The organism is Azoarcus indigens (genome assembly GCF_004361735.1).
GTDB lineage: Bacteria > Pseudomonadota > Gammaproteobacteria > Burkholderiales > Rhodocyclaceae > Azoarcus > Azoarcus indigens.
The window spans coordinates 285,309-307,438 of sequence record NZ_SNVV01000003.1 but is presented as its reverse complement, the minus strand read 5'-3'; the positions used below and the strand labels follow the sequence as shown (position 1 = coordinate 307,438).

Genomic DNA, 22,130 nt, shown 5'->3' with positions numbered 1-22,130 from the left:
TCCCCCTTTCAATGGCGCGTGGGCGGCGGAACCTCCACGTTCAGGGGTTCTTCCATCGGCGGTACGGGCTCCGGCTCGGGATCGCGCAGCGGGTCGCGGTTGGGCACATGTTCCGGCACCGGGTCGGGCGCGGGGTTGGGCACCGGCTCAGGCCGGTGGGCCCGCATCTGGCCGCCTGGCCATCCTGCCGCGAACAGCGCTGGCACCCCTGCAGGGGGCGTGGCGGGCAGGGGGAGAACTGTCTCCATCGGAATGTGCATATCGACCTCCGGATCATCGTGGCTGGGGATGTCGCAAATGGCGTGCCTCGCGTCGGGGCGGCCGGGGCGGCGCCGGCCGGGCGAAGCCCGCGGGTACGGGGCTTGCAGCCCCCAGATGCAGCATAGACCCGCTGGGGCGCGTCCTCAGCTGTTCGGTCTGATGCTGATTTTCCTCAGTCATATCAAGGAGGTGCATCATGCTGGTACGAGAAGCGATGACCAGGGACGTGAAGCTGGTCAATCCGAGTCAATCCATACACGAGGCCGCGCGGATGATGGCGGACTGCGACGTCGGCTCCCTGCCGGTAGGCGAGAACGGCCGCCTGGTCGGCATGGTCACCGACCGCGACATCGCCATCCGCGGCGTGGCCGCCGGCATGGCTGGCGAAACCGAGGTGCGGAAGGTGATGAGCGAACAGGTGAAGTACTGCTTCGACGACGACGAACTGGACGGCGTTGCCCGCAACATGGGCGACATCCAGTTGCACAGGCTGGTGGTGCTGGATCACGACAAGAAGATGGTGGGCATCATCTCCCTGGCGGATCTTGCCAACCGCCAGGGCGAGCGGCCGGCGGGGCAGGCGGTATGCGGCATCTCGCAGCCCTCGCACAGTCCGGGCAGTTCTGCCTCTCCCCCCGCCGGCCGCAACAGCGGCGGGCCGGGTTCCAGCACGCAGATGTCCTGAGCCGTGGCTGGCGGCGGCCGGCCTGAACAAGGAAACGCCCCCTGCGGCGCCGCCGCAGGGGGCGTTTCCCTGAAGGCGCGGCGCAGCGCAGGCCGCCGCGCCCGTCGCTATATCGCGCCCATCAGCAGCAGGATGAGGACGACGACCAGGACCAGGCCGATGAGGCCGCTGGGCCGGTAGCCCCAACCGGCGCTGTGGGGCCAGGTGGGCAGGGCGCCAACCAGGAGCAGGATGAGAATGACCAGCAGGATGGTCGATACGGTCATGGCATGTCCTCCTTTTTATGGCGGCGGGGCCGCGGTGCCGGCAAAGGCGCAGCTTTCATGCCCGGCGCCGCGGGGGTGCGACCAAGCCCGGCAGCCTGTAATAGTTACCGGTCAGATGGCGTTTTTTCAGGGATTTCCGCCGGAAAAGGCCGAGCGTGCGCCGTGGCTGGCGGAAAAGGCGTGAAAGCAGGGGGCTGAACCGGCGGGCACGGCGCAAAACCGGAGAAGTGCCCCGGCTATCAGCGGCTTTCCCTGCACGGAGGGGCAGAAGTCGCGGGAAAAATCACCCTGAAGGCCGGCGGGAGGACGGGAAACGGCCGTCGCCGGCGGGGGCGGGCGACAGGCGGTGGGTCATAGGCGAGGGCCGGAAAGCGGGCGCAAGCGGAGCCGCCATTCTCCCCGCTCCCGGCCGCGAGCCGCCGGGGAAGGCACGCTGTTTGCTGCCGCGAGGGTCGTAAACAGCCGCTTCCGGACCGAGGAGGTCAGCCATGCTCTATTACGCCGCGGTTTTCCTTGTCATCGCCATCATCGCCGCCCTGTTTGGCTTCGGTGGCATCGCCGCCGGCGCCGCCGGCATCGCGAAGATCCTGTTCTACATCTTCCTGGTGGTCTTCGTGGTGTCCCTGGTGCTGGGTGTCCTGCAACGCTAGCCAGGGAGGCCGATGAGCATGAACAGCATGAGCCCCCCGATTTCCCTGGGCGCAGCCGCCGCCGCCAGCCTTGCCGGTTTTCACGGTGCCGGCGCGTTGCCGCCCCTGCTTGCCGTCGTGCGCGGCGACCTGCCCGCCCGTGGTGGGACGGCACGGCGGCCACGCCCGGCTCGCCTGTTCGTCACCCTGTTCGCCGTCTTCAGCCTGGCGCTCGCCGGCTGCGGCGACAAGATCCAGACGGAGGAAGGCCCCACCTCGGTCAGTGAAACCTCCCGCCCCACGCCGGAGCCGGTGAACGACGATGTGCTGAGGGCGCGGGTGAACGCCGCCCTGGGCGCGGACAGCCGGGTGCAGGCCAGTGCCATCACCGTCACCGTCGCCCGTGGCCAGGTCACCCTGGACGGGCTGGTACCGGCGGACCAGATCACCCGGGCGGATGCCATTGCCCGCGAAGTTGCCGGCGTGGAGGAGGTGATCAATGCCCTCCGCCCGGCGATGCCGGCGTCGTGAGCCGTTCCGCGGCGCGCAGCGCCAGCCGCGCCACCGCGCGCTGGAGCCGGCGAGAGCACCGCGACCCGGCAGGCACCGGCCCGCGCACCCGCGCTGGCCGCGAGGACGCCGCCGCCGCTCCGCAGGTGGCGCGCGATTCCGAATCCAGGCTTTCCAACCACCGGAGGAACCCGGCGATGATGAACAGACGATCCATGTTGGGCGCCGCAGCCGCGGCACTGGCGCTGCCGCTGCTCGCGGCCTGCGCACCCACCGCAACCCGGCAGTCCACCGGCGAGTACGTCGATGACGCAACCATCACCGCCCGGGTGAAGGCCAGGCTGGTGGACGACCCGGTAGTGAAAGCCCGTGAGGTGAAGGTGGAGACCTATCGCGGCGTGGTGCAACTGAGCGGCTTCGTCGCGACCGCGGCAGAAGCGCGCCAGGCGGTCGAACTGGCGCGCGGCGTCCCGGGGGTGCAGTCGGTCAAGAATGACATCCTCATCAAGCCTGCGCCCTGAGCCTGCGGGCTCGCGCCCTGAGCCGACGGGCTCTGGGCTTGAGCCGGCGAGCCCGCATCCCGAGCCGCCAGCCCCCGCGGGCAGGCGCCGGCCGCAGTGGGGGCTGCTGCTCCTGCTGTGCGCCTTGCTCGGTGCCTGCGTGTCCGGCCCGGCCGCCACGCTGCCGGAGGCGGCCGGCACGCCGCGCCTCGCCGAGCTGCGGGTGGAGGACGAACGCGGGCCGCTCAGCGCCCGCCGCGCCGAGGCCGCGCTGCGCCGCCTCGGGCGGGATGCCAGCGAGCAGAGCCTGCTGGCGCACCACCTCGCCCAGGTGGAGGGGGTGGTCAGCTCGCCGCTGGTGCTGGGCAACGATGCCCACCTGCTGGTGGATGGCCCGAAGACGCAGGACGCCATGTTCCAGGCCATCGCTCAGGCGCAGCATCACATCGATCTCGAAACCTACATCCTCGAAGCCGACGGTGCCGGCGAGCGCTTGGCCGAGTTGCTGGAGGAGCGGCGGGCGAGAGGCGTTGAAGTGCGGGTGCTGTACGACAGCGTAGGCTCCATCGCCACCCCGGCGGCCTATTTCGACCGGCTGCGCGCGGCCGGCGTGGCTGTGTGCGAGTTCAACCCGGTGAATCCGTTGCGCCTGGCGGGCGATACCCAGCTCAACATCAACAACCGCGATCACCGCAAGATCCTGGTGGTCGACCGCCAGGTCGCCTTCACCGGCGGCATCAACATCAGCGCGGTCTACAGCTCCGGCTCCTTCGGCCGCAAAGTGAAGACGCCGGACCCGAAATCCGGCTGGCGAGACACGCACGTCATCGTCCGCGGCCCGGTGGTTTCCCAGTTCCAGAACCTGTTCGACGAGGGCTGGCAGGGCCAGCGCTGCCAACCGGCGGCGCCGCCGCGTGAGGCGGTGCAGGACAAGGCGCCCGGCCGCGCCGGCGCGATGGCCATGCGGGTAGTCGCCGCCGACCCGGCCAGCCAGCGCAGCGAACTCTACGTTGCCCTGCTGTCCGCCATCGACCACGCCAGCAAGCGGGTGTGGCTCACCTACGGCTACTTCGTGCCGGATGAGCGCACGCTGGAATCGCTGATCGCGGCTTCCAGGCGCGGGGTGGACGTGCGCCTGGCGCTGCCCGGCTTCAGCGATTTCTGGGCGCCTTTCCACGCCGGCCGCTCCCATTACGACACCTTGCTGGAAGCCGGCATCCGGGTGTTCGAGCGCCGCGACGCGCTGCTGCACGCCAAGACGGCGGTGATAGACGGCGTGTGGTCCAGCGTAGGCTCCACCAACCTGGACTGGCGCAGCTTCGTCCATAACTACGAGGCCGACGTACTGGTGCTGGATGCCGGCTTCGCCCGCGAGATGGAGGCCTTGTTCGCCCGCGACGAGGCTGCCTCCCACGAGATCCTGGCGCAGGAATGGAAGCGCCGCGATGTCGGCAAGCGCTTCCTGGAGTGGCTGGCCCGGCGCTGGGAATACTTCCTGTGAAGGCGCCACTGCGCGGCAGGCAGGCGGGGCGCCTCCCCGCCGGCGGCGCGGGCCGCCGCGGCCTCACATCATCCGCAGAATCCGGGGGCGTCCATGCCTTGGCTGAAAGTCTTTCACTTCGCCGCGCTCATCGTCTGGTGCGGCCTGCTGCTCTACCTGCCGGTGCTGGTGCGCGCCGCCTGGGCGCCGCAGGACGCCGACGAAGACCGGCTGCATGCACGGCTGGCGCGGCTGCTCTTCATCGGCATCTCGACGCCGGCCGCCTTGCTCGCCATCGCCTCCGGCACGGTGCTCTTCGTGCGCGAGGACGTGGTCCAGCTATGGCTGGTGGCCAAGCTCACCGCGGTGGCCGGCATGGTGTGCTGTCACGCCGGCTGCGGCGCGTTGATCCTGAAGGTGGAGCGCGCGCCGCCGCCGCCGCTGGGCTTGCGGCGGCGCGCCAGCGCTTGCGGGCTGGGCGCGGCGGTCTTCATCGGCCTCACGCTGTGGCTGGTGCTGGCCAAGCCCTTCCAATGAGCGGCGCCGCCTTGCCCTCAGGCGCCGCCGCTGCCGTCGGCCTCGGCCGCGGCGGTGCCCGGCGGCACATGCGGCTCCACCAGGCGGCTCTTGTGATGCACGCCGACCGCATGCTCATAGACCAGCCGGCCACCGAGGTAGCCGGCCAGGGCGATCAGCACTGCGGTGAGCAGGGAGAGCCAGGGCCCGGCCAGCGCCACGCCGTCTTCCGCGCGCAGGCGCACCAGCCAGTTGAGCGAGGCGGCGGAGAGCATCATCACCGCGATCAGCGCATGGCACCAGGCGGTGATCTTCTCGCGGATGCGCGGCACGGTGAGCAGGTCCACCAGCCCCATGGCGCTCGCCACCCAGCCGCCGCCGGCGCCCACCCCGGCCAGCCACAGGCCGGCACGCGCCCAGAAGGGGTCGCCGGTGAGCCACCAGCCGGCATCCACCGCCACCAGGCCGATCAGCGCCGCCACCGGGAAGTGGATCAGCATGGGATGCAGCGGATGGCCGCCGATGGCGGCGCGGCTGCGGATCGGCTCCGGCACTTCGTCCGGCAGCGGCGGCGCCAGCGGCAGGTCGGGCAGATGGGGGCGGTGGGGCATGCGGGTCTCCTGGAGTCTGGGCTGGGGGGAGCCGTCCGGTGCGCGGCCGGCAGCGGGGAGCCGGGGCGGCCGGCGGCGACGCGGGGCAATGGCGATGCCTGCCGCCGCCTTCTCGGCCTGCTGGCCCTGGCCTGCGTGTTGGCCTGTGTCCTGGGCGGCTGCGCCGGACCGGTCTCCACCCTGCAACCTGCGGGCCCGGCGGCGCGGGAGGCGGCGCAGTTGTGGTGGGGCATGCTGACGGTGGGAACGATCGTGCTGATCGGCGTAGTGGCGCTGTGGCTGCATGCGCTGCGCCGGCCCTCGGCCATGGTCGGGCCTGTGGAAGCGAAACGCATCACCTTGCTCTGGCTGGTGGGCGGCGGGCTGCTGTTGCCGGGCTTCGCCATCATCGCCTTGCTCGCTTTCGGCATTCCCGCCGGCCACCGCATGCTGCCTCTGCCGCCGGCCAGCGGCGAGGCGCCGCTGCGCATCGAGGTCATCGGCCACCAGTGGTGGTGGGAGGTGCACTACCCGGACACCGGCGTGGTGCTGGCGGACGAGCTGCACCTGCCGGCCGGCCAGCCGGTGGACGTGGTGGTGCGCAGCGCGGACGTCATCCACTCGTTCTGGATTCCCCGCCTGGCGGGCAAGATCGACATGGTGCCGGGGCGCAGCAACCTGATTCGCCTGCAGGCGGACGAGGCGGGCGAGTACCGCGGCCAGTGCGCCGAATATTGCGGCGTCAGCCATGCCTTCATGGTGCTGCGGGTGGTGGCCCACGAACCGGCGGCCTACGCCGCCTGGCAGCAGGAGCGCGGCGGATGAGCGGCGACGCGAGGGACTGGCCGCTGCCCCGGGGCGGCAGGGAGGGCGAGGGTGCCGGCGAAGGCGGCGGCGCGGGCACCGGCCCGGCCGACAAGGCGCCGCAGTCCAGCGGCGGCGATCCCGACCCCGCCCGCCTGCACGAGGACTTCAACGCCGTCTGGGGCAACCCGCGCGGCTGGCGCGCGGTGACCATTGTCAACCACACCGCCATCGGCCTGCGCTTCATGCTCACCGGGCTGGGCTTCTTCCTGTTCGGCGGCCTGCTGGCGATGCTAATCCGCACTCAGCTGGCGCTGCCCGGCCACACCATCATGACGCCGGAGGTGTATGCCCAGGTCTTCACCATGCACGGCACGGTGATGATGTTCCTGTTCGCGGTGCCGATGATGGAAGGCCTGGCGGTGTACCTGCTGCCCAAGATGCTGGGCGCGCGCGACCTGGTGTTTCCGCGCCTGTCGGCGCTGGGTTACTGGTGCTACCTGTTCGGCGGGCTGATCCTGTGCGCCAGCCTCTTCCTCGGCATCGCGCCGGATGCCGGCTGGTTCATGTATACGCCGTTGGCCAGCGCCACCTACACGCCGGGGCCGAACTCCGACTTCTGGCTCATCGGTGTCACCTTCGTCGAGATCTCCGCGGTGTCCGCCGGCGTGGAACTGGCGGTGTCCATCCTGCGCGCCCGCGCGCCCGGCATGGCGCTGGACAAGATGCCGCTGTACGCCTGGTACATCCTGACCATGGCAATGATGATCGTCATCGGCTTCCCGCCGCTCATCCTCGGCAGCATCCTGCTGGAGCTGGAGCGCGCCGCCGGCATGCCCTTCTTCGACCCCACCCGCGGCGGCGACCCCATCCTGTGGCAGCACCTGTTCTGGCTGTTCGGCCATCCGGAGGTGTACATCATCTTCCTGCCGGCGGCCGGCATCGTGTCCACCCTGCTGCCGGTGTTTGCCCGCCGGCCGGTCGTCGGCTACGCCTGGGTGGTGGTGGCGGTGCTCACCACCGGCTTCATCAGCTTCGGCCTGTGGGTGCACCACATGTTCGCCGTCGGCATCCCGATGCTGGCGCAGGCCTTCTTCTCCGCCGCCAGCATGCTGGTGGCCATCCCCACCGCCATCCAGGTGTTCTCCTGGATCGCCACCCTGTGGCTGGGGCGGCCGGTGTTCCACCTGCCGATGCTGTGGCTCACCGGCTTCCTCGTCATCTTCGTCGCCGGCGGCCTCACCGGCGTGATGCTGGCGCTGGTGCCCTTCGACTGGCAGGTGCATGACACCCACTTCGTCGTCGCCCACATGCACTACGTGCTGGTGGGCGGCATGTTCTTCCCGCTGATCGCCGGGCTGTACTACTGGCTGCCGCACTTTTCCGGCCGCATGGCCTCGCCGGCGCTGGGGCGCTGGGGCTTCTGGCTGGTGTTCGGCGGTTTCAACCTCAACTTCCTGGTGATGCACTGGACCGGGCTGCTGGGCATGCCGCGGCGGGTGAACACCTACGAGGCCGGGCTGGGCTGGGACCTGCCCAACCTCATTTCCTCGATCGGCGGTTTCGTCATGGCGGCCGGGGTGGTCACGGTGCTGGCGGACATCCTGCTGCACTTCCGCTTCGGCCGGCCGGCGCCGGACAACCCGTGGCAGGCGGACACGCTGGAGTGGGCCACCGCGCTGCCGCCCAATCCTTACAACTTCATCAGCCTGCCACGGGTGGAAGGCCGCCACCCGCTGTGGGACCAGCCCGGCATCGGCCGCGAACTGGCCGCCGGCCGTGGCGGGCTGGCGGTGATAGACCACGGCCGCCGCGAAACCTGGGGTACCGACCCGGCCAGCGGCGAGGTAAGGGAGATCATCCATCTGCCGGGCAACACCGCGCTGCCTTTCCTCGCCGCGCTGGCACTGGCGGTGGTGTGCATCGCCTTGTTGGCCAAGGCCTACGGCGTGGCGCTGGCGGCGGCGGTGGTGGTGGCCGGGCTGCTGCTGCGCTGGTCGTGGGAGAACGGCGCCCATCCGGCCGCCGCGCCGGACGCCCGTACCGCGCCCGGCGATCCGCCGCTGCATTCCCGCACCGCCGATGGCCCAGGCCTGTGGGGCATGGCGCTTACCCTGCTGGCGGACGGCGCGCTTTACCTGGCGCTGCTGTTCGGCTGGTTCTACCTGTGGACGGTGGGGCCCACCTGGGAGGTGCCGGAGGGCGGCGGCATGGCCGGCCGCGCCGGCCGCCTGCTGTTGGCGGCGGCGGTGGCGCACACCCTGGCGCAGTTCGCCATGCAGCGCTGCGCCCGGCGGATGGCGCAGGGCAGGGGGCCGAAGCACGGCGCTGCCGCCTTCGCCGCGGTGGCGGCGGGGGGCGCGCTGGCGCTGGGACTGGTCTACGCCGCGCTGCGGGCGGCCGGGCTGGTGGTGACGGCCACCGCCCATGACGCGGTGATCGCGGTGGTGCTGGGCTACTCCTTGGTGCACCTCGGCATGGCCACCGTGGTCACCCTGCTGCAGGCGCTGCGGGTACGCCGCGGCTATGTCGGCCTGGAGGCGCCCTACGAGCCGCTGGTGGTGGCACGGCTGTGGCACTACAACGGCGGCGTGCTGTGGAGCAGCTATGCGGCGCTGGTGCTGTTCCCGCCGGCCTGGGGCGGCATATGAAGCCGCCGGCCTTCCATCCGGCGCAGATTCCGCTCGGGCTCACGCTGTGGAGCCTGTGGTTCGTCGCCCTCTACGGCGGCACTGCGGTGGCCTGCGAGCGGCTGGCGGCGGGCCCGGAGGAAGCCGGGCCCGCCGCCATCAACCTGGGTTTCCTGCTGTTTACCCTGGCCGCCGCCGCCGTGCCCGGCACTTACGCCTGGGGTTGCTGGCGAGCCGCCCGGCTGTCCGCCGGCCGGCCATCGCAGGAGCGCTTTGCCGCCCGCGTCGGCGCCGCGCTGCATCTGGTGGCGGTGATCGCGATGCTGTTCATCGGCCTGCCGCTGCTGGGGTTGCCGCCATGTCTGTGAAATACCCGGCCGGAGCTGGCCGGGCGGTGCGGACCGCCCTGGCGGCTGGGGCGCCGCCTGGGCTCCGCCATGCGGCAGCGCTGCTGGCGACGGCGCTGCTGGGGGCTGCGCCGGCGCTGGCCCACAACCCCTTGGACGCCGGCCAGCCGGATCGCCTGCCGCTGCTCGCGGGCGCGCTGCTGATGACGGCCGCCTGGCTGCTCTACCTGCGCGGCGCGCGGCTGCGCCCGCCGCCGCCGGGAGCGCGCACCGCCTTCCATGCCGGTATGGCGATCGCCGTGCTGGCGGTATTCGGCCCGCTGGACGAGTGGGCGGAGACCAGCACCGCGATGCACATGATTCAGCACATGGCTTTCATGGTCGTCATCGCGCCGCTGTGGGCGCTGGCCGCGCCGCTGCCGCAATGGCGGGCGGCGCTGGGCGGCCATGGCCGGCCGCTGTGGCGGGCGCTGATCCGTGCCGGGCGGCAGCCGGCGGCAAGCGCCACCGTGCATGGTGCAGTGGTATGGATATGGCATGTGCCTGCGCTCTACCTGCTGGCGCTGGAAGACCCTTGGTGGCACATGGTGGAGCATGCCTGCTTCCTGTTCACCGCCTGGCTGTTCTGGTGGGCAGCGCTGCGGGCGGCGCGCGCCGAGGTGGGGGCCGCACTGGTGGCGGTGACGGTAACGCTGATGCACACCGGCCTGCTGGGCGCGCTGATGACTTTCGCCACCGTGCCCTTCTACGGGCCGGAACGCAGCGTGGCCGACCAGCAACTGGCCGGTCTGATCATGTGGGTGCCGGGTTCGCTGTTCTACCTCGCCGGCGCCGGCTGGATGACCTGGCGCTGGCTGGAGCGCGGCCAGGCTTCGGAGCGGGTGATTGCCCGGGAGGAGGAGAGCGGATGAGATTCGACAGCGACGGCGAAGCAAAGCGGCAGCAGGACGCGCTGCGTGAAACGCGCCGGGCGGCGACGCATGCCCAGGGGCGGTCGATGGCAGAGGCTGCCGGCGGGGCCCTGGAGGAGGGCGGCCGGGCAGCGCCGGTGGTCGTCATCACCGGCGGTTCTGCTGGCATAGGCCGCGCCACCGCGGTGGAATTCGGCCGCCATGGCTGGCGGGTGGCGATCCTGGCACGTGGCGAGGAACGCCTGCGCGAGGCCTGCACCGAGGTGGCGCTGGCCGGTGGCAAGGCCATCGGCCTGGTCGTGGATGTGGCGGACGAGGTGCAGGTGGAGGCGGCGGCGGAGCGGGTGGAGCGGGAGTGGGGGCCGATCTCGGTGTGGGTGAACAACGCCATGGCCACCGTCTATGCCGACGTCGCCCGCATGCAGGCGGAGGATTTCCGCCGCGTCACCGAGGTGAGCTACCTGGGCGCGGTGTGGGGCACCCAGGCGGCGCTGCGCCGCATGCGCCCGCGCAACCGCGGCACCGTGGTGCAGATCGGCTCGGCGCTGGCCTACCGTTCCATTCCGCTGCAGTCCGCCTACTGCGCGGCCAAGGCCGCGCTGCGTGGTTTCACCGATGCGTTGCGTACCGAGCTGTACCACGACGATTGCGACGTGCATCTCACCATGGTGCAGCTCTCCGCCTTCGACACGCCGCAGTTCGACTGGGGCCGCAACCGCATGCCGGGGCGGCCGCGCCCGGTGGGCCGGGTGTTTCCGCCGGAACGGGCCGCCCGCGCCATCTATCGTGCCGCGCACAGCCGCCGGCGCGAACACTGGGTCGGTCTGCCGGCGGCACTCGCCATCGTCGGCACCCGGGTGTTGCCCGGCTTCCTCGACCGCAAGATGGAGCGGGACGCCTGGGAAGGACAGCTGGAGGATGCCGGCGGCGGGGCGCACGCCTGGCTACGCGACGGCAACCTGATGCGGCCGGCGCCGGGGCGGCAAGGCGCCCGGGGGCGCTTCGGCGCAGAGGTGGCGCGGGCGCAGCAGAGGGACGCGGGCATGCTCGCCGGCATGGCGCTGCTGGCCGCAGGACTGCTGGCGGTACTGGGGAAGCGCCGGCCTTGAGTCTGGCGTCGGGTCCGGTATCGAGCGCCGGCCGCAGCCGTCCATGGTGGTGCGCGGCGAGCGGCGCCGGTGGCCGCTCCCGGCTCGACTGCGCTCAGGGCGCCGTGGCGCTCACCCGCCAGCAGGCGGCGGTGAAGCGCGCTTCGCCGCCCCGCACATAGGGCTGGAAGGCCTGGCGCAGCACCGCCAGCACCCGGCTCCGCGTCTGCGCGTCGCTACGTTGCAGCGCCTGGCCCACCGGCCCCAGCCAGCTCAGGTAATGCAGCAGATCCGCTTCCGACATGCGGCAGTCCACGTCCAGCGGCTGCAGCGCCGCCTCCTGCCAGCCGCTCTCGTCCAGGATGCGGCGCACCCGGCCCGCATCGGCAAAGGCGAACTGCCCCGGCCCGCCCGCGCGGCGCGGCGGCAGCGCCGGCATCAGCGGTGCCGCCGCGGCCTCGGCGGTGGTCATGAAGGGGTTCTCGGCGGGGCTGCGCCAGGCCACGAAGTCCAGCGTCGCGCCCGGCCTTGCGGCAGCACGCAGGTTGGCGAAGGCCTGCACCGGGTGGTCGAAGAACATAACGCCGAAGCGGGAGACGAGGTGGTCGAAACCACCCGGCTCGAAGGCATGGCGCTGGGCATCCGCAAGAATGAAGGCGGCCGGCAACACTGCGCGAGCTGCCCGGCCCTGTGCGGCTTCTATCATCGGCCGGGAGAGATCGATGCCGGTGCTGCGCCCGGGGGCGGCCAGGCGTCTCGCCAGCGCCAGCGTCAGCGCCCCGGTGCCGCAGCCCACGTCCAGCACCCGCCTGCTGGAACCTTCTGCCACGGTGCCGGCCAGCAGCGCTTCGAACGGCTGGAAGAGGCGATCCAGCACTGCCTGCGCCTCCACCCAGGCCCGGCCCGCGGGCCCGTTCCAAAGCCGCTCCTGTTCCTCCCTGATGGCGTCATCACTGCTCATGGCAGCCTCCCTGTGATTGCAAAGTCCACAGCCTGCCATTTCAAGTCGACTTGAAGTCAAGGGGGCTTCAGGCCGTGAGGACGGACAGTTTGGCGGCAAGGGGGGCGCCGCAGCGTGGCCCCGGCTGCCGCGGTCCTGCCACGCCGGAACCGCCGCCCTGCGCGCATCGCGGTCGGCGTGCTTGCGGTTCAGCCGGGGAGGGCGGCTGTCAGCCGCCGCAAGCGCCCTTTTCCCCGGCCGCAGCGGGCGGGAGAGACGGGGCGCCCATCAGGGGGACCCGGCTCCAGCCTCCCGGTGGCTTCCCCTCGCGCCCCACCCGCCGCCTCGGCCGGGGAGGCGCTGCTGCGCTTTTCCGCCTGCGCCGCGGGAGCGGGAGGCAGGCTCGTCGCTGCCTGCATCGCTTAGAGGCCAGCCCCGGGCTTCGCTGTGGGCCGCATGCGCCCTGCCGCAGATCCAGTGCCGCGCACCTGCCCCTAGCGTGCGACTTCCACCTCCAGCTCCGCTTGCGGCGCCGCCTTTCGTCCTTCGGCGGCGCCGGCCGGCTTCGTCTCCAGCCGCTCCCCGGCCACGCCGTGGGCGGCGAGGTAGTCATGCACGACCTGTCCGCGATGCTCGGCCAGGGCCTGTAGCGCCTCGTCCGCCAGGCCCTGGTGCTGCAGCAGGCGGTTGAACAGTTCGCGGTGCAGGGCGGTTTCGTTGCCGGCCTGGGGGCCGCGGGCGAATTCGTCGCGGAAGGCGGCCAAGGCCTGGGGGCCGGCGGTGGCTTCGAAACGGCTTGCGACGGCGCCGCGGATGGCGCTGTCGCCGAAATCCAGTTGGTTCACCGGTCCCTTGCCCGGAGACTGGCCGGCGGCGCTGGCGATTTCGCGGCGGGTGGCCTGCAGGCGCAGGGCGGCGCCGTCGTCGGCGGTGAGGTAGGTGCCGCGGATGCGCAGCCTGAGCTGGGGCCGCTGCGCCAGCGCGCCGGCGAGCTGCTGCAGCTTTTCTTCCTCCACCGGCGACAGGCGCTCGCTGCCGGCTTCGAAGGCGACCGCCTGCAGGCTGTCGTCCTCACCGCGGCCGACCAGGCGGGCGAGCAGGCGGAAGGGGGCGGTGACGGCGCGCTTGAGCACGTTGCCGATGGCATCGCGCACCAGCTGGCCATACTCGAAGCGGGCGTCGCCGACGTTGCCGCGCACCGGTACTTCGAGGTGGACGCGGCCCTGGGGATCCTTGAGCAGGGCGAGGGCGAGTTCCAGCGGCAGGTCCATGGCGTTGGGGGCGTCCACCCGCTCGCCCAGGGTGAAGTCTTCCAGGGTGACGGCGTTGTTGCCGTCCAGCTGCCAGTCGAGCACCCGGTAGCGCACGTCCAGCCACAGCTTGCCGCGGGCGATGGTGCGGCCGGCGAAGGTGGCGCTGTAGGGGGAGAGCTGGGACATCTCGACGTTGTCGAAGCGCACCGCGACGTCGGTGAGTTCGTTGGGGGCGAAGGGCCGCAGCCGGCCTTCGACGCGGACTTCGCCATAGGGCGGAATGGCGCCGCGGGCGTCGATCACCGCCTCGCTGCCGGCGGCGTTGTCCACGCCCAGCACCTGGCCGTTGAGCCCTTGCGCCTGGGCGGAGAAGGGCAGGATCAGGCTCTGGTCGGCGAAGTCCACCGTGGCGTTGCGCAGTTCGACGCGATCCACCCGCAGCGGGAAAAGGTCTGGCGCGTCTTCCGCCACCTTGGCCGCCACTTTGCGGGCGGTGTTCCGGGTGACCGCCTGGGCGCCGCCGTCCGCCGCCGGGTTGTCGCGCTGGCGCAGGATCTTGCCGAGGTTGAGCTGGCGGTCGCGGTCCACGATGAGGCGGGCGTTGGGCCGGTCCATGACGACGGTGGCCAGCGCCAGCCGGTCCGGCGCCAGTTGCAGGCTGCCGCGGGTGGCGATGCTGCGGGCGGAGAACAGCGGCTCGCCGCTTTCGGCGACGTCGAAGCGGATGCCGTCCAGCCGCGCCTCGCCCTCGGCGCGCAGGCGCGGCTCGCCGTCGCGGGCGTAGCGGATCTGCAGGTCGCCGCCCAGCTTGCCGGCCAGCAGCTTCAGCGTGGTGTAGCGCTCCACCAGGGCGCGGGCGGGGGCGAGTTCCACCCCGTCCAGGCGCAGCCGGCCCTGCAGCCGGCTGGCGTCCTGCGCGGCCTCGCCCTGCATCTGCAGCCGGCCGCCGCCGGCCACTTCCAGCTTCACATCCACGCCCAGCGGGCCGGCCTCTCCGCTGGCGACATTGGTGAGCTGCACGCCGCCCTGCACCCGCAGCTGCAGCGGGGTGCTGGTGCGCTTGTCGTGGAAGCCGAGGTCCAGGCCGTCTGCGCTTACCCGTTCCAGGGCGTAGGACCAGGGTTGGCCGGCCTCTGCCTGCCGGCCCTGGGCCGGCTGCGCCGGCGTGCCCTCGCGGGCGGCTTGCGGCACCAGCCCGCCGGGGATGAAGACGGTGCCGTCCGGCTCGATGGCGAGGTCCATCCTGCTGCCGGACAGCGCCAGTTCGCGGGCGGTGAGGGCGCGCCTGGCGGTGTCCACGCTGGCGCCGGCGAGGCGGATGCGTTCCACCGTGAGCGGACTGGCATCGCCGCCGGCGAAGCGGGGCCGCTGCAGGGTGGCATCCAGCGCGTCCACCCGCAGGCCTTCATCGCCGGTGGCGACGGTGATGTTGCCGCCGGCGTCCAGCCGGGCGACGTCCAGCCGGCGGCGGGCATCCGCCTGTTCGCGGTAGTGCAGGGCGATGTTTTCAAGTCGCGCTTCCGGCAGCTGGATGTGCCAGGGCGCCTCGCCGGCGGCCGGCGGCTTGTCCGCGCCGCGCTGCAGACTGGCCCAGTCCAGCCTGCCTTCGGCATCGACGATGACGCTGAGCTCGCCCTCCGCCAGCCGCAGGCCCTGCAGACTGAGGCGGCGCCCGCCCAGGGTGAAGCTGCCGCCGCCGATCTCGGCGCGGCGCAGCGCCAGCATGGGCGCGTCCTCGTCCTGGCTGCCGGCGCGGGCGAGGCGCAGATCATCCGCGGCGAGGCTGAGCGCTTCCACCGCCAGGTCGAAGCCGCCCGCCGTCATGCCGGCCTGGTAGTGACCGCCGAGGGCGATGCGGCCCTGCGGCGGTGCCAGGTCCAGCTGCCGCGCCAACAGCGGCCACCAGCCCTGGAGCTGGGCCTCGTCGATCTGGATGCGGCCCTGGCTGCTGCGGCCGGCGAGGGCGAGTTCGCCATCCGCCTGCAGGCTGCCGCCGCCGGGCAGGCGAGCGCCCAGCTGGTAGGTGGCGGCGCCCGCTTCAGGATCGGAGGCGAGTCCATCGGCCCGCAAGTCTATGCCTTCGATGGCGACCGGCGGGGCATCGGCGGCCGCTTCGCGCTCACGAAGGGCGATGCTGCCGCCGGTGACGGCGAGGTGGCGTATCAGCAGCGGCGGCAGGGGGGCTTCCGTGGCGGGGCCGGCCGCGCCGGCATCCGTGCCGGCGGGCGGAGTCTCCGCAGCGGGGGAAGGCGCCACCGGCTCGCCAGCGGGGGCCACGCTGCCGCTGGCCTGCTGCCGGGGCGGGGTGTCCTGCGCAGGAGTGGGACGGGGCAGGGAGAAGCTGCCGTCGCCCTCCCTGACCAGGGTGAGGCGCGGGTTGTCCAGCACCGCTTCGGCCACTGTCCAGCGGCGGGCGAAGAGGCCGGACCAGTCCATGTCGACCCGGGCACCGCCGGCTTCCAGCAGGCGGTTGCCGTCCGGCTGGGTGAGCGCGATTTCATCCGCTTCGGCGCGCAGCAGGAAGGGATTGATGCGCAGCGCCCCCAGGCTCAGCGTGAGCCCCAGGCGCTGCTCCAGCAGCGGCGGCAGTTCGCGTTGCAGCAGCCAGGGCAGCAGCAGGAAGCCGGCCAAGGCGTAGAGCAGCACCAAGGCGGCCAGCGTGCCGCCCAGCCACCAGGGCCAGCGCCGCCGGCGCGGCGGCGCGCTTGCGGATGTCGCCGGCACCGGCGCACCTTCAGCGGTGGGCTGCGGAGCCGGGCGGCGGGGCTGCGGCGTGTTCATTCCTTGCCTCCACCAGCTTCAGCGTCTGCCGGGTAAGACCGCGGCAAGCGGCATTCGGCTTCCCGGCGGCCGGGCCGCAGCTTCCGCTGCGGCTTTTGGGCGAACAAGCTGGCGGCAGGCCGCCGCCGTGAACAGGCCACGAGCGGCGCCGGGCTCACGCCCGCTCCCCCGCGGCGGCGCCGCCCTCCGCCGGGGCCGGCGAACCGGCCGGTTCGTCCGGCTCCACGTAGAGGGTGCGCACCAGCACCATGCCGGTGGCGGCCAGCGGGGTGGCGAAGACCACGCCCAGGGCGCCCAGCAGGGCGCCCAGCAGCACCTGGGCGGCGATCGCCAGGGCTGGCGGCAGATCCACGCTGCGCAGGTCCACCAGCGGTGACACGATGTAGTTCTCCGCGGCCTGCACGCCAAGGTAGAGCAGGCCGACGTAGAGGGCGTCGGTCGGGCTCATGGCCAGTGCCACCAGCAAGGCGGGAAAGGCGGCCAGCGCCGGGCCGATGTAGGGCACGAAGTCCAGCACGAAGGCGATCAGGCCCAGCGCCAGCGCCAGCGGCATGCCCAGCAGCCACAGGCCGATGCTCACCGATACGCCGACCACCGTCATCTTCACGAAGGTGCCGATGAGCCACCAGCGCAGGGTGTGGCCCACTTCGTCCATCACCTCGCTGGCGCGCTCGCGGTTGCCGCGCGGAAACAGGGCGAGGAAGCCGCGCTGGTAGGTGCCGGGATCGGCGGCGCCGTAGAGGCCGATGAAGACGACGATGAGGAAGCCGCCAATGGCGCCCACCGTGGTGGAGAAAAGGCCACCGAGCTGGGTCAGCCATTCCTGGTTCTCCGGCATCATCGCCCGCAGGTTGCGTTCGTTCAGCAGGGCGCGGCCCCATTCGTAGCTGTTGATGGCGGCCAGCATCTTGTCCCAGGCTTCGCGGGTGCGCGGCCCCAGCTGTTCGAACTGGGTGGCGGCCTCGGCGCCGAGGAACAGGCCGCCCAGCGCCAGCAGGGCGAGCAGGGCCAGTACTACCGCGACGAAGGCGACCATGTCAGGCAGGCCGGTGGCGCGGCGCAGGGCGTCGGTGAAGCCGCGCAGGAAGATCGCCAGCAGCATGCCGGCGAACACCAGCAGCACCACGTCCGCTATCGCCCACATCACCAGGCCGAAGCCCACCAGCAGTACCACCGCACCCACCACCACGATGGAGCGGTCGGCGCGGCGGGCATCGGCGGCCACGCCGGGCGCGGCCGGCCCCAAGGCCGCGGCGCGCGGGCGCCGGCGGCGGGGCTGGGGTGCGGGGGGCGCGCTCAACCTGCCTCCCGCGCCGTCTCCGGCACCTCCACCGCCACGTACACCGCGGATTCGCCGCGGCGCACCAGCAGCGGCGCATAGCCGCCCGGCGTGGAGGCGAGCAGGCGATCGAACTCATGCCGGTTGCCGAAGCTGCGGCCGCCGACCTTGAGGATGACGTCGCCATTGCGGATCGCGTCGTCCGCCAGCGCCGGCGGCGCCTTGTCCACCCGCAAACCGTAGGCGATGCCGAGGCGCTTGCGTTGCTCGGCGGGCACTTCGCTCAGGGTGAGATGCTTGTCGGCGGCGGAGCTGTGGGTGGCCTTTGGCGGTTCCGCCCTGGTTTCGCCCATGACGACGGTGAATTCCTGGCGGCGGCCTTCGCGCCACACCATCACCTTGCGCTCGCTGCCGGGCGTGGCGGCCGCGATGAGCTGGGGCAGGCGGTCCGGCCCGGCGAGGCGGCCATCCAGGCCGATGATGACGTCGCCGGAGTGCAGGCCGGCCTGCTCCGCGGCGCTGCCGTTTTCCACCGTGCCCACCACCATGCCTTCGCCTTCGAAGCCGAAGGCGCGCGCCAGCTCGCGGGTGACCGGCTGGATGGTGACGCCCAGGCGGCCGCGCCGCACCGTGCCTTCGCGTTCCAGTTCGGCCGCCACTTCCAGCGCGGATTCGATGGGAATGGCGAAGGACAGGCCCATGTAGCCGCCGGTGGGGCTGAAGATCATCGAGTTGATGCCCACCACCTCGCCGCGCAGATTGATCAGAGGGCCGCCGGAGCTGCCGGGGTTCACCGCCACGTCGCTCTGGATGAAGGACACCAGGTCGCCATCGGCCAGCGCGCGGCCGGTGGCACTGACGATGCCGGCGGTGATGGTGTTGGCGAAGCCGAAGGGCGCGCCGATGGCGGCCACCCAGGTGCCCGGTACCACCGAGGCGGAACTGCCCAGCCGCGCCACCGGCAGGCCGTCGGCGTCGATGCGCAGCACCGCGATGTCGCTCTGCGGATCGGCGCCGATGACGCGGCCGGGGTACTCGCGGCGGCCGTCGGCCAGGCGCACGGTGATGGAGGTGGCGCCGGCCACCACATGGGCGTTGGTGAGGATGAGGCCGTCCGGCCGGATGATGAAGCCGGAGCCCAGCCCTTCGGACGGTGTGTCCTGCCTCGGGGTAAAGGGTTCGACCGAGGTGGAGGTGGGCTCGCCGGGCAGGCCTTCCAGCCCGGGCGCGTCCGCCGGCCGCACGCTGACGATGTTCACCACCGCTGGCCCCTGGGCGCGCATCAGCGGACCGAAGTCGGGCATGGCCGCGCTGCGGCTGGCGGGCTGCTGGAACCAGGCGGCCATGTTGCGGATCGGCGCGTCTCCCGTACCGGCGTCGCCTGGCGTGCAGCCGGCCAGGGCGCTGAGCAGGGCGGCGCCCAGCAGCAGTCCGCCGAGGAGCGCGGCGAGGGGGTGCCTTTCCCGAGTCGGCAGGGCTTGGGGCAGGGGCCGGACCGGTGCGGGGCGAGCGGTGGCGAGCGGGCGGCAAGTATTGTTTTTGCTATGGGCAGGCATGATCTGAACTCCCGGGACAGACCCGACCGCAGCGGTAGAGCAAGTGTCATGCCCTATGTCGATTCGCTAGCGATACCGTCCGGGTACGCCGTTTGCGACCTCCCTGCCGGACCGCCCCCGGGCGGCCGAAAACGCCCGCCCGCCGCCTCCCGGCGGCGTGGGCTCACACGGAGGAATGCCAGAATGAATACCAGAAGATCCTTCCTGAGCGTGCTCGCCGCGGGTGCCGCGGCATCGGTCCTGGCCAGTGTTTCCCATGCGGCCGGCGATACCCATTCCGGTGAGAGGACGACCGGGGAATACATAGACGACAAGACTTTGGAGGCCAAAGTGAAGTCGGCGCTGATCGGCAACGATCAGGTGAAGGCGCGCAATGTCGAGGTCGAAGTGCGCAATGGCGTCGTCCACCTGGGCGGCACGGTGGACTCCGCCGCCGAGGCCGAAGCCGCGGTGCTGGTCGCCCGCCGGGTGGAAGGCGTGAAGTCGGTCCAGAGCGCGCTGATGCCCAAACCCGCGCGCTGATCGTGGGTATGCCAACGGCCTGGAAAAACGCTCCGCAGGCTGTATGCCTTACCGGGCAGTGTAAGTTTTACAAAACATTTCAGTCCGCCATCGCCCCTCGCCCGGGGCCGGCGGACGACTCAAGGAGTCCCCCCATCATGATCAAGTGGGCCATCATCTTTTTCGTCATCTCCCTGGTCGCCGGTCTGCTCGGTTTCACCAACATCGCCGCCGGTGCCGCCGGCATTGCCAAGGTGCTGTTCTTCATCGCGCTGGCGATCTTCCTGATCGTGCTGATCTTCGGGGTCGGCCTGGGAACGCTGGTGTTCTGAGCCGGGTGACGCGGCCGCGCCGGTGGCGCCCGCCACGGGGCGGTCCGGCCCTGCCGGCGTTCACCTTCCCGACGGCCTGCGCTCACGTCCGCGCCGGCAGGCCGGCCGCGGGGCTCACTGCAGTTCGTCTTCCACCTGCAGGCACAGGCTGGCGCCCGCGGTGTCGCGGCAATCCAGGGAAGCCGGCAGATCGCCCTCCAGCAGCCTTCGCGCTGCGGCCTCATTGCCGCGATAGCGCTCGGTGGGCTGCAACGGTTCGCTGAAATCCGCCAGATCGACCACGCCGTAGTTGTGGTCGGCGCAGCCGCTGCCGCCGCAGCTGTGGTCCACGACCAGATAGCCGCGCCCGCCGTGGGCCACGCAATGCAGCCGCAGGAAATCATTCTCCGGCTTGAACCGCAGCACCCGCCGCTCTCCGCCGCGCTCCAGGGTGACGACGAAATCCTGCAGCCAGACATCGCCCCGCGCCTGCGCCGTCGTGGCATGGACCACGCTGTCGCCGCAGACAAAGGGCGGCGCGCCGGCGGCGTGGGCCGGCAGGAGGGGGCTCAGGAAGGCGGAGCAGGCAAGCAGGCTCAGGGTGGGGCGCATTTGAGGTGTCCGGTGACGAGCGGAATCAGCGGTACCTGATGCAGTAGCCGTGTTCGCAGGTCTGTTGCGGGTAGTTCTGGAGGATGAAGCGGTCCAGCGCGGGGAAGCGCTCGTTCATCGGGCGGCCGTCGATGCGGTAGGACCAGAAGGTGGAGGAATACACCAGGGCCGCCGGCCGCGCGTTCGCCAGGCTCTGGATGAGTTCGTCCTCGTAGGCCGCGCTGGCGTAGACCGGGTAGATGAAACGGCTGCAGGCGGGCAGCCGGGTGAGGCCGTTGATGATGCCGTTGTTGGAGAGGTCGAAGACGCAGCCCACCTTGTTCCTGAGCAGTTCGGAGGCGACCCACTGCATTGCGGGTTCGGCGCTCTGCCAGTTGCTCTGAGGGGCACGCAGGCTCTGCAGCCAGGCGTAGCTCTCCAGGTCGCTGTTCCTTTTCCAGGCGGAGAAGAGCACCAGCAGCAGGGCGAAAAGGAAGGTGAGCTTGATCAGGCGCCTGATCGCGGTCCGCTGGGCGTCGAACTGATAGAGGATCAAGCCGGCGATCAGGGGCAGGCAATAGGAGCGGAACTCGACGCCGATCTGGACCGCGAATACGAAGCCGAGGAAGGAGACGCAGAGCAGCGGCGTGTGCAACGGAATGCTGCGGTGGTTCATCCGCATCGCCAGGATCCCCGGCACCCACAGCGCGGAGTGGATGTGCTGAAGGTCGACCCGGTTCGTCCCTATCTTCAGGAAGAGGATGGCAAGCAGCGTCAGGGCGATGGCTTCGGCGGCATGCAGCCGCAGCGTCCGCCCTTTCAGGTGGGAGCCCCAGAACAGGCCCAGCGCCAGCAGGTTGATGAAGAGGGCGAAGGCCGTCAGCGTCGCCGTTTTCTCGCTGGGGTTGTAGCGCCACTGCGCAGAGGTCTGCACCAGCACCATCACGTTCTCGATGAAAGCCCGTGGCGAGAAGACGTCGTGCAGGCAGGCGAGGATCACTAGGCCGGCGGCGAAGGAGAGCAGGGGCAGCACGAAGCGCCTGTCCGTCCAGGCCAGGTAAAGCGTGGCCGTGCCCAGGGAGACCACGGCGGCAATGCCGCGGTCGAAGGACCAGTACAGGCCGAAGGCGGTGGAGAGGCCGAACAGGAGCTGGAGCGCGGTTCGCCAGCCGGGGCGGAGTTCCGCGGTAAGCAGGCCGTAGAAGGCGCCCAGGGAGATCAGCAGGAAGAAATCCCGGTAGCCCACCGCCAGACCGCCGATGAGCGCCAGGGCGAAGAGGGAGGCGCGCCGCCTGGCGGCATCGCCGGCGGCGCCGGGGACGAGGAACAGCAGCAGGGCGGCCAGCGTTCCCAGCAGCGCATAGATGGCGTAGCTGGGGATGAAGTGGTGATCGCTGCCCCACAGCTGTGCGCCGATGAGACTGGGGATGAAATCCAGCGCGCCGTGGATGGAGAGCGCGTCCACCGCCTGAGTCGAGTTGCCCAGGGACTGGGCGAAGGCGAAATGCTCGCCCTGGTGGAAGGGATCGCTGAAGGCGAAGAGGCCGCCGTTGAGGGAGAAATTGCCGGGAAAATTCTGCAGGAAGGCGTTGAAGGCGGCCAGTAGCAGGGCGCAGGCGGCGAAAAGGCGGTTTGTCGTGGTTCTTGCCGGGTTCATCTTGTGGTTTGGGGGTTAGAGCGCAGCTGGTTCTCGGCCCAATC

22 protein-coding genes are annotated in these 22,130 nt (G+C 71.3%); 13 read left to right on the top strand and 9 right to left on the bottom strand.

From position 1 onward, the window contains the following. Positions 1-8: 8 nt before the first annotated feature. Positions 9-248 (bottom strand): hypothetical protein, encoded by a 240-nt coding sequence (locus C7389_RS05725; protein WP_133589224.1) that lies wholly within the window; start codon positions 246-248, stop codon positions 9-11. 209 nt (positions 249-457) lie between these two features. Here C7389_RS05725 and C7389_RS05720 point away from each other — a divergent pair, with 209 nt between their 5' ends. Beyond that, the gene (locus C7389_RS05720; protein ID WP_133589222.1) at positions 458-946 is read left to right on the top strand and encodes a CBS domain-containing protein; all 489 of its coding nucleotides are present in this window, start codon (positions 458-460) and stop codon (positions 944-946) included. Positions 947-1,053: 107 nt separating this feature from the next. Here the strand turns inward: C7389_RS05720 and C7389_RS05715 are convergent, their stop codons facing one another. Further along, positions 1,054-1,212, bottom strand: coding sequence for a DUF3309 family protein (locus C7389_RS05715; protein ID WP_133589220.1), 159 nt, complete (start codon positions 1,210-1,212; stop codon positions 1,054-1,056). A 488-nt stretch (positions 1,213-1,700) separates the two neighbouring features. On the opposite strand from C7389_RS05715, the gene C7389_RS05710 reads away from it, so the two are divergent. The 5 genes from C7389_RS05710 to C7389_RS05690 all read left to right on the top strand — a co-directional run bounded on the left by C7389_RS05710 (position 1,701) and on the right by C7389_RS05690 (position 4,868). Further along, entirely contained in the window at positions 1,701-1,862 is a 162-nt protein-coding gene (locus tag C7389_RS05710) for a DUF1328 family protein (RefSeq protein ID WP_133589218.1), read from the top strand. Between the two features lie 27 nt (positions 1,863-1,889). Further along, positions 1,890-2,372, top strand: coding sequence for a BON domain-containing protein (locus C7389_RS05705; protein WP_162851680.1), 483 nt, complete (start codon positions 1,890-1,892; stop codon positions 2,370-2,372). Further along, positions 2,369-2,872, top strand: coding sequence for a BON domain-containing protein (locus tag C7389_RS25800; RefSeq protein ID WP_342773494.1), 504 nt, complete (start codon positions 2,369-2,371; stop codon positions 2,870-2,872). Before C7389_RS05705 ends, C7389_RS25800 begins: the two co-directional genes overlap by 4 nt. Positions 2,873-3,011: 139 nt before the next feature. After that, the gene (locus tag C7389_RS05695) at positions 3,012-4,352 is read left to right on the top strand and encodes a phospholipase D-like domain-containing protein (RefSeq protein ID WP_246034643.1); all 1,341 of its coding nucleotides are present in this window, start codon (positions 3,012-3,014) and stop codon (positions 4,350-4,352) included. A 93-nt stretch (positions 4,353-4,445) separates the two neighbouring features. Further along, positions 4,446-4,868 carry a CopD family protein gene (locus C7389_RS05690; protein WP_133589212.1) on the top strand — a complete coding sequence of 141 codons (423 nt, stop codon included), beginning with the start codon at positions 4,446-4,448 and terminating at the stop codon, positions 4,866-4,868. A 17-nt stretch (positions 4,869-4,885) separates the two neighbouring features. Here the strand turns inward: C7389_RS05690 and C7389_RS05685 are convergent, their stop codons facing one another. Next, positions 4,886-5,458, bottom strand: a complete 573-nt coding sequence (locus tag C7389_RS05685) for a DUF2231 domain-containing protein (protein ID WP_133589210.1) — start codon at positions 5,456-5,458, stop codon at positions 4,886-4,888. Between the two features lie 135 nt (positions 5,459-5,593). On the opposite strand from C7389_RS05685, the gene coxB reads away from it, so the two are divergent. The 5 genes from coxB to C7389_RS05660 are packed head-to-tail and all read left to right on the top strand — an operon-like array spanning position 5,594 to position 11,238. After that, on the top strand, positions 5,594-6,262 hold the full coding sequence (gene coxB / locus C7389_RS05680) for a cytochrome c oxidase subunit II (RefSeq protein ID WP_211342499.1): 669 nt from the start codon (positions 5,594-5,596) through the stop codon (positions 6,260-6,262). Then, positions 6,259-8,892 (top strand): cytochrome c oxidase subunit I, encoded by a 2,634-nt coding sequence (gene ctaD, locus C7389_RS05675; RefSeq protein WP_133589206.1) that lies wholly within the window; start codon positions 6,259-6,261, stop codon positions 8,890-8,892. The genes coxB and ctaD overlap by 4 nt, the downstream gene beginning before the upstream one ends. Further along, positions 8,889-9,239 carry a hypothetical protein gene (locus C7389_RS05670; RefSeq protein WP_133589204.1) on the top strand — a complete coding sequence of 117 codons (351 nt, stop codon included), beginning with the start codon at positions 8,889-8,891 and terminating at the stop codon, positions 9,237-9,239. Before ctaD ends, C7389_RS05670 begins: the two co-directional genes overlap by 4 nt. After that, a complete protein-coding gene (locus C7389_RS05665; protein WP_133589202.1) occupies positions 9,230-10,129 on the top strand; it encodes a cytochrome c oxidase assembly protein in 900 nt (299 codons plus the stop codon). The genes C7389_RS05670 and C7389_RS05665 overlap by 10 nt, the downstream gene beginning before the upstream one ends. Next, on the top strand, positions 10,126-11,238 hold the full coding sequence (locus tag C7389_RS05660; RefSeq protein WP_246034642.1) for an SDR family oxidoreductase: 1,113 nt from the start codon (positions 10,126-10,128) through the stop codon (positions 11,236-11,238). Before C7389_RS05665 ends, C7389_RS05660 begins: the two co-directional genes overlap by 4 nt. Positions 11,239-11,332: 94 nt before the next feature. Here the strand turns inward: C7389_RS05660 and C7389_RS05655 are convergent, their stop codons facing one another. From C7389_RS05655 to C7389_RS05640, 4 genes are all read right to left on the bottom strand, one after another. Further along, a complete protein-coding gene (locus C7389_RS05655; protein WP_133589200.1) occupies positions 11,333-12,178 on the bottom strand; it encodes a class I SAM-dependent methyltransferase in 846 nt (281 codons plus the stop codon). Between the two features lie 473 nt (positions 12,179-12,651). Next, positions 12,652-16,191, bottom strand: coding sequence for a DUF748 domain-containing protein (locus C7389_RS05650; protein ID WP_133589198.1), 3,540 nt, complete (start codon positions 16,189-16,191; stop codon positions 12,652-12,654). 154 nt (positions 16,192-16,345) lie between these two features. Further along, positions 16,346-17,491, bottom strand: a complete 1,146-nt coding sequence (locus tag C7389_RS05645) for an AI-2E family transporter (protein ID WP_133589196.1) — start codon at positions 17,489-17,491, stop codon at positions 16,346-16,348. After that, positions 17,488-19,026, bottom strand: a complete 1,539-nt coding sequence (locus tag C7389_RS05640; RefSeq protein ID WP_246034641.1) for a trypsin-like peptidase domain-containing protein — start codon at positions 19,024-19,026, stop codon at positions 17,488-17,490. The genes C7389_RS05645 and C7389_RS05640 overlap by 4 nt, the downstream gene beginning before the upstream one ends. Positions 19,027-19,209: 183 nt before the next feature. On the opposite strand from C7389_RS05640, the gene C7389_RS24815 reads away from it, so the two are divergent. Both C7389_RS24815 and C7389_RS05630 read left to right on the top strand, forming a co-directional pair. Continuing rightward, a complete protein-coding gene (locus C7389_RS24815; protein ID WP_162851679.1) occupies positions 19,210-19,548 on the top strand; it encodes a BON domain-containing protein in 339 nt (112 codons plus the stop codon). Positions 19,549-19,685: 137 nt separating this feature from the next. Further along, a complete protein-coding gene (locus C7389_RS05630) occupies positions 19,686-19,859 on the top strand; it encodes a DUF1328 domain-containing protein (RefSeq protein WP_133589192.1) in 174 nt (57 codons plus the stop codon). A gap of 114 nt (positions 19,860-19,973) precedes the next feature. Here the strand turns inward: C7389_RS05630 and C7389_RS05625 are convergent, their stop codons facing one another. Both C7389_RS05625 and C7389_RS05620 read right to left on the bottom strand, forming a co-directional pair. Next, on the bottom strand, positions 19,974-20,450 hold the full coding sequence (locus tag C7389_RS05625; RefSeq protein ID WP_133589190.1) for a hypothetical protein: 477 nt from the start codon (positions 20,448-20,450) through the stop codon (positions 19,974-19,976). Between the two features lie 25 nt (positions 20,451-20,475). Continuing rightward, complete coding sequence (locus C7389_RS05620; protein WP_133589188.1) at positions 20,476-22,086, bottom strand: hypothetical protein; 1,611 nt, start codon at positions 22,084-22,086, stop codon at positions 20,476-20,478. Positions 22,087-22,130 lie beyond the last annotated feature (44 nt).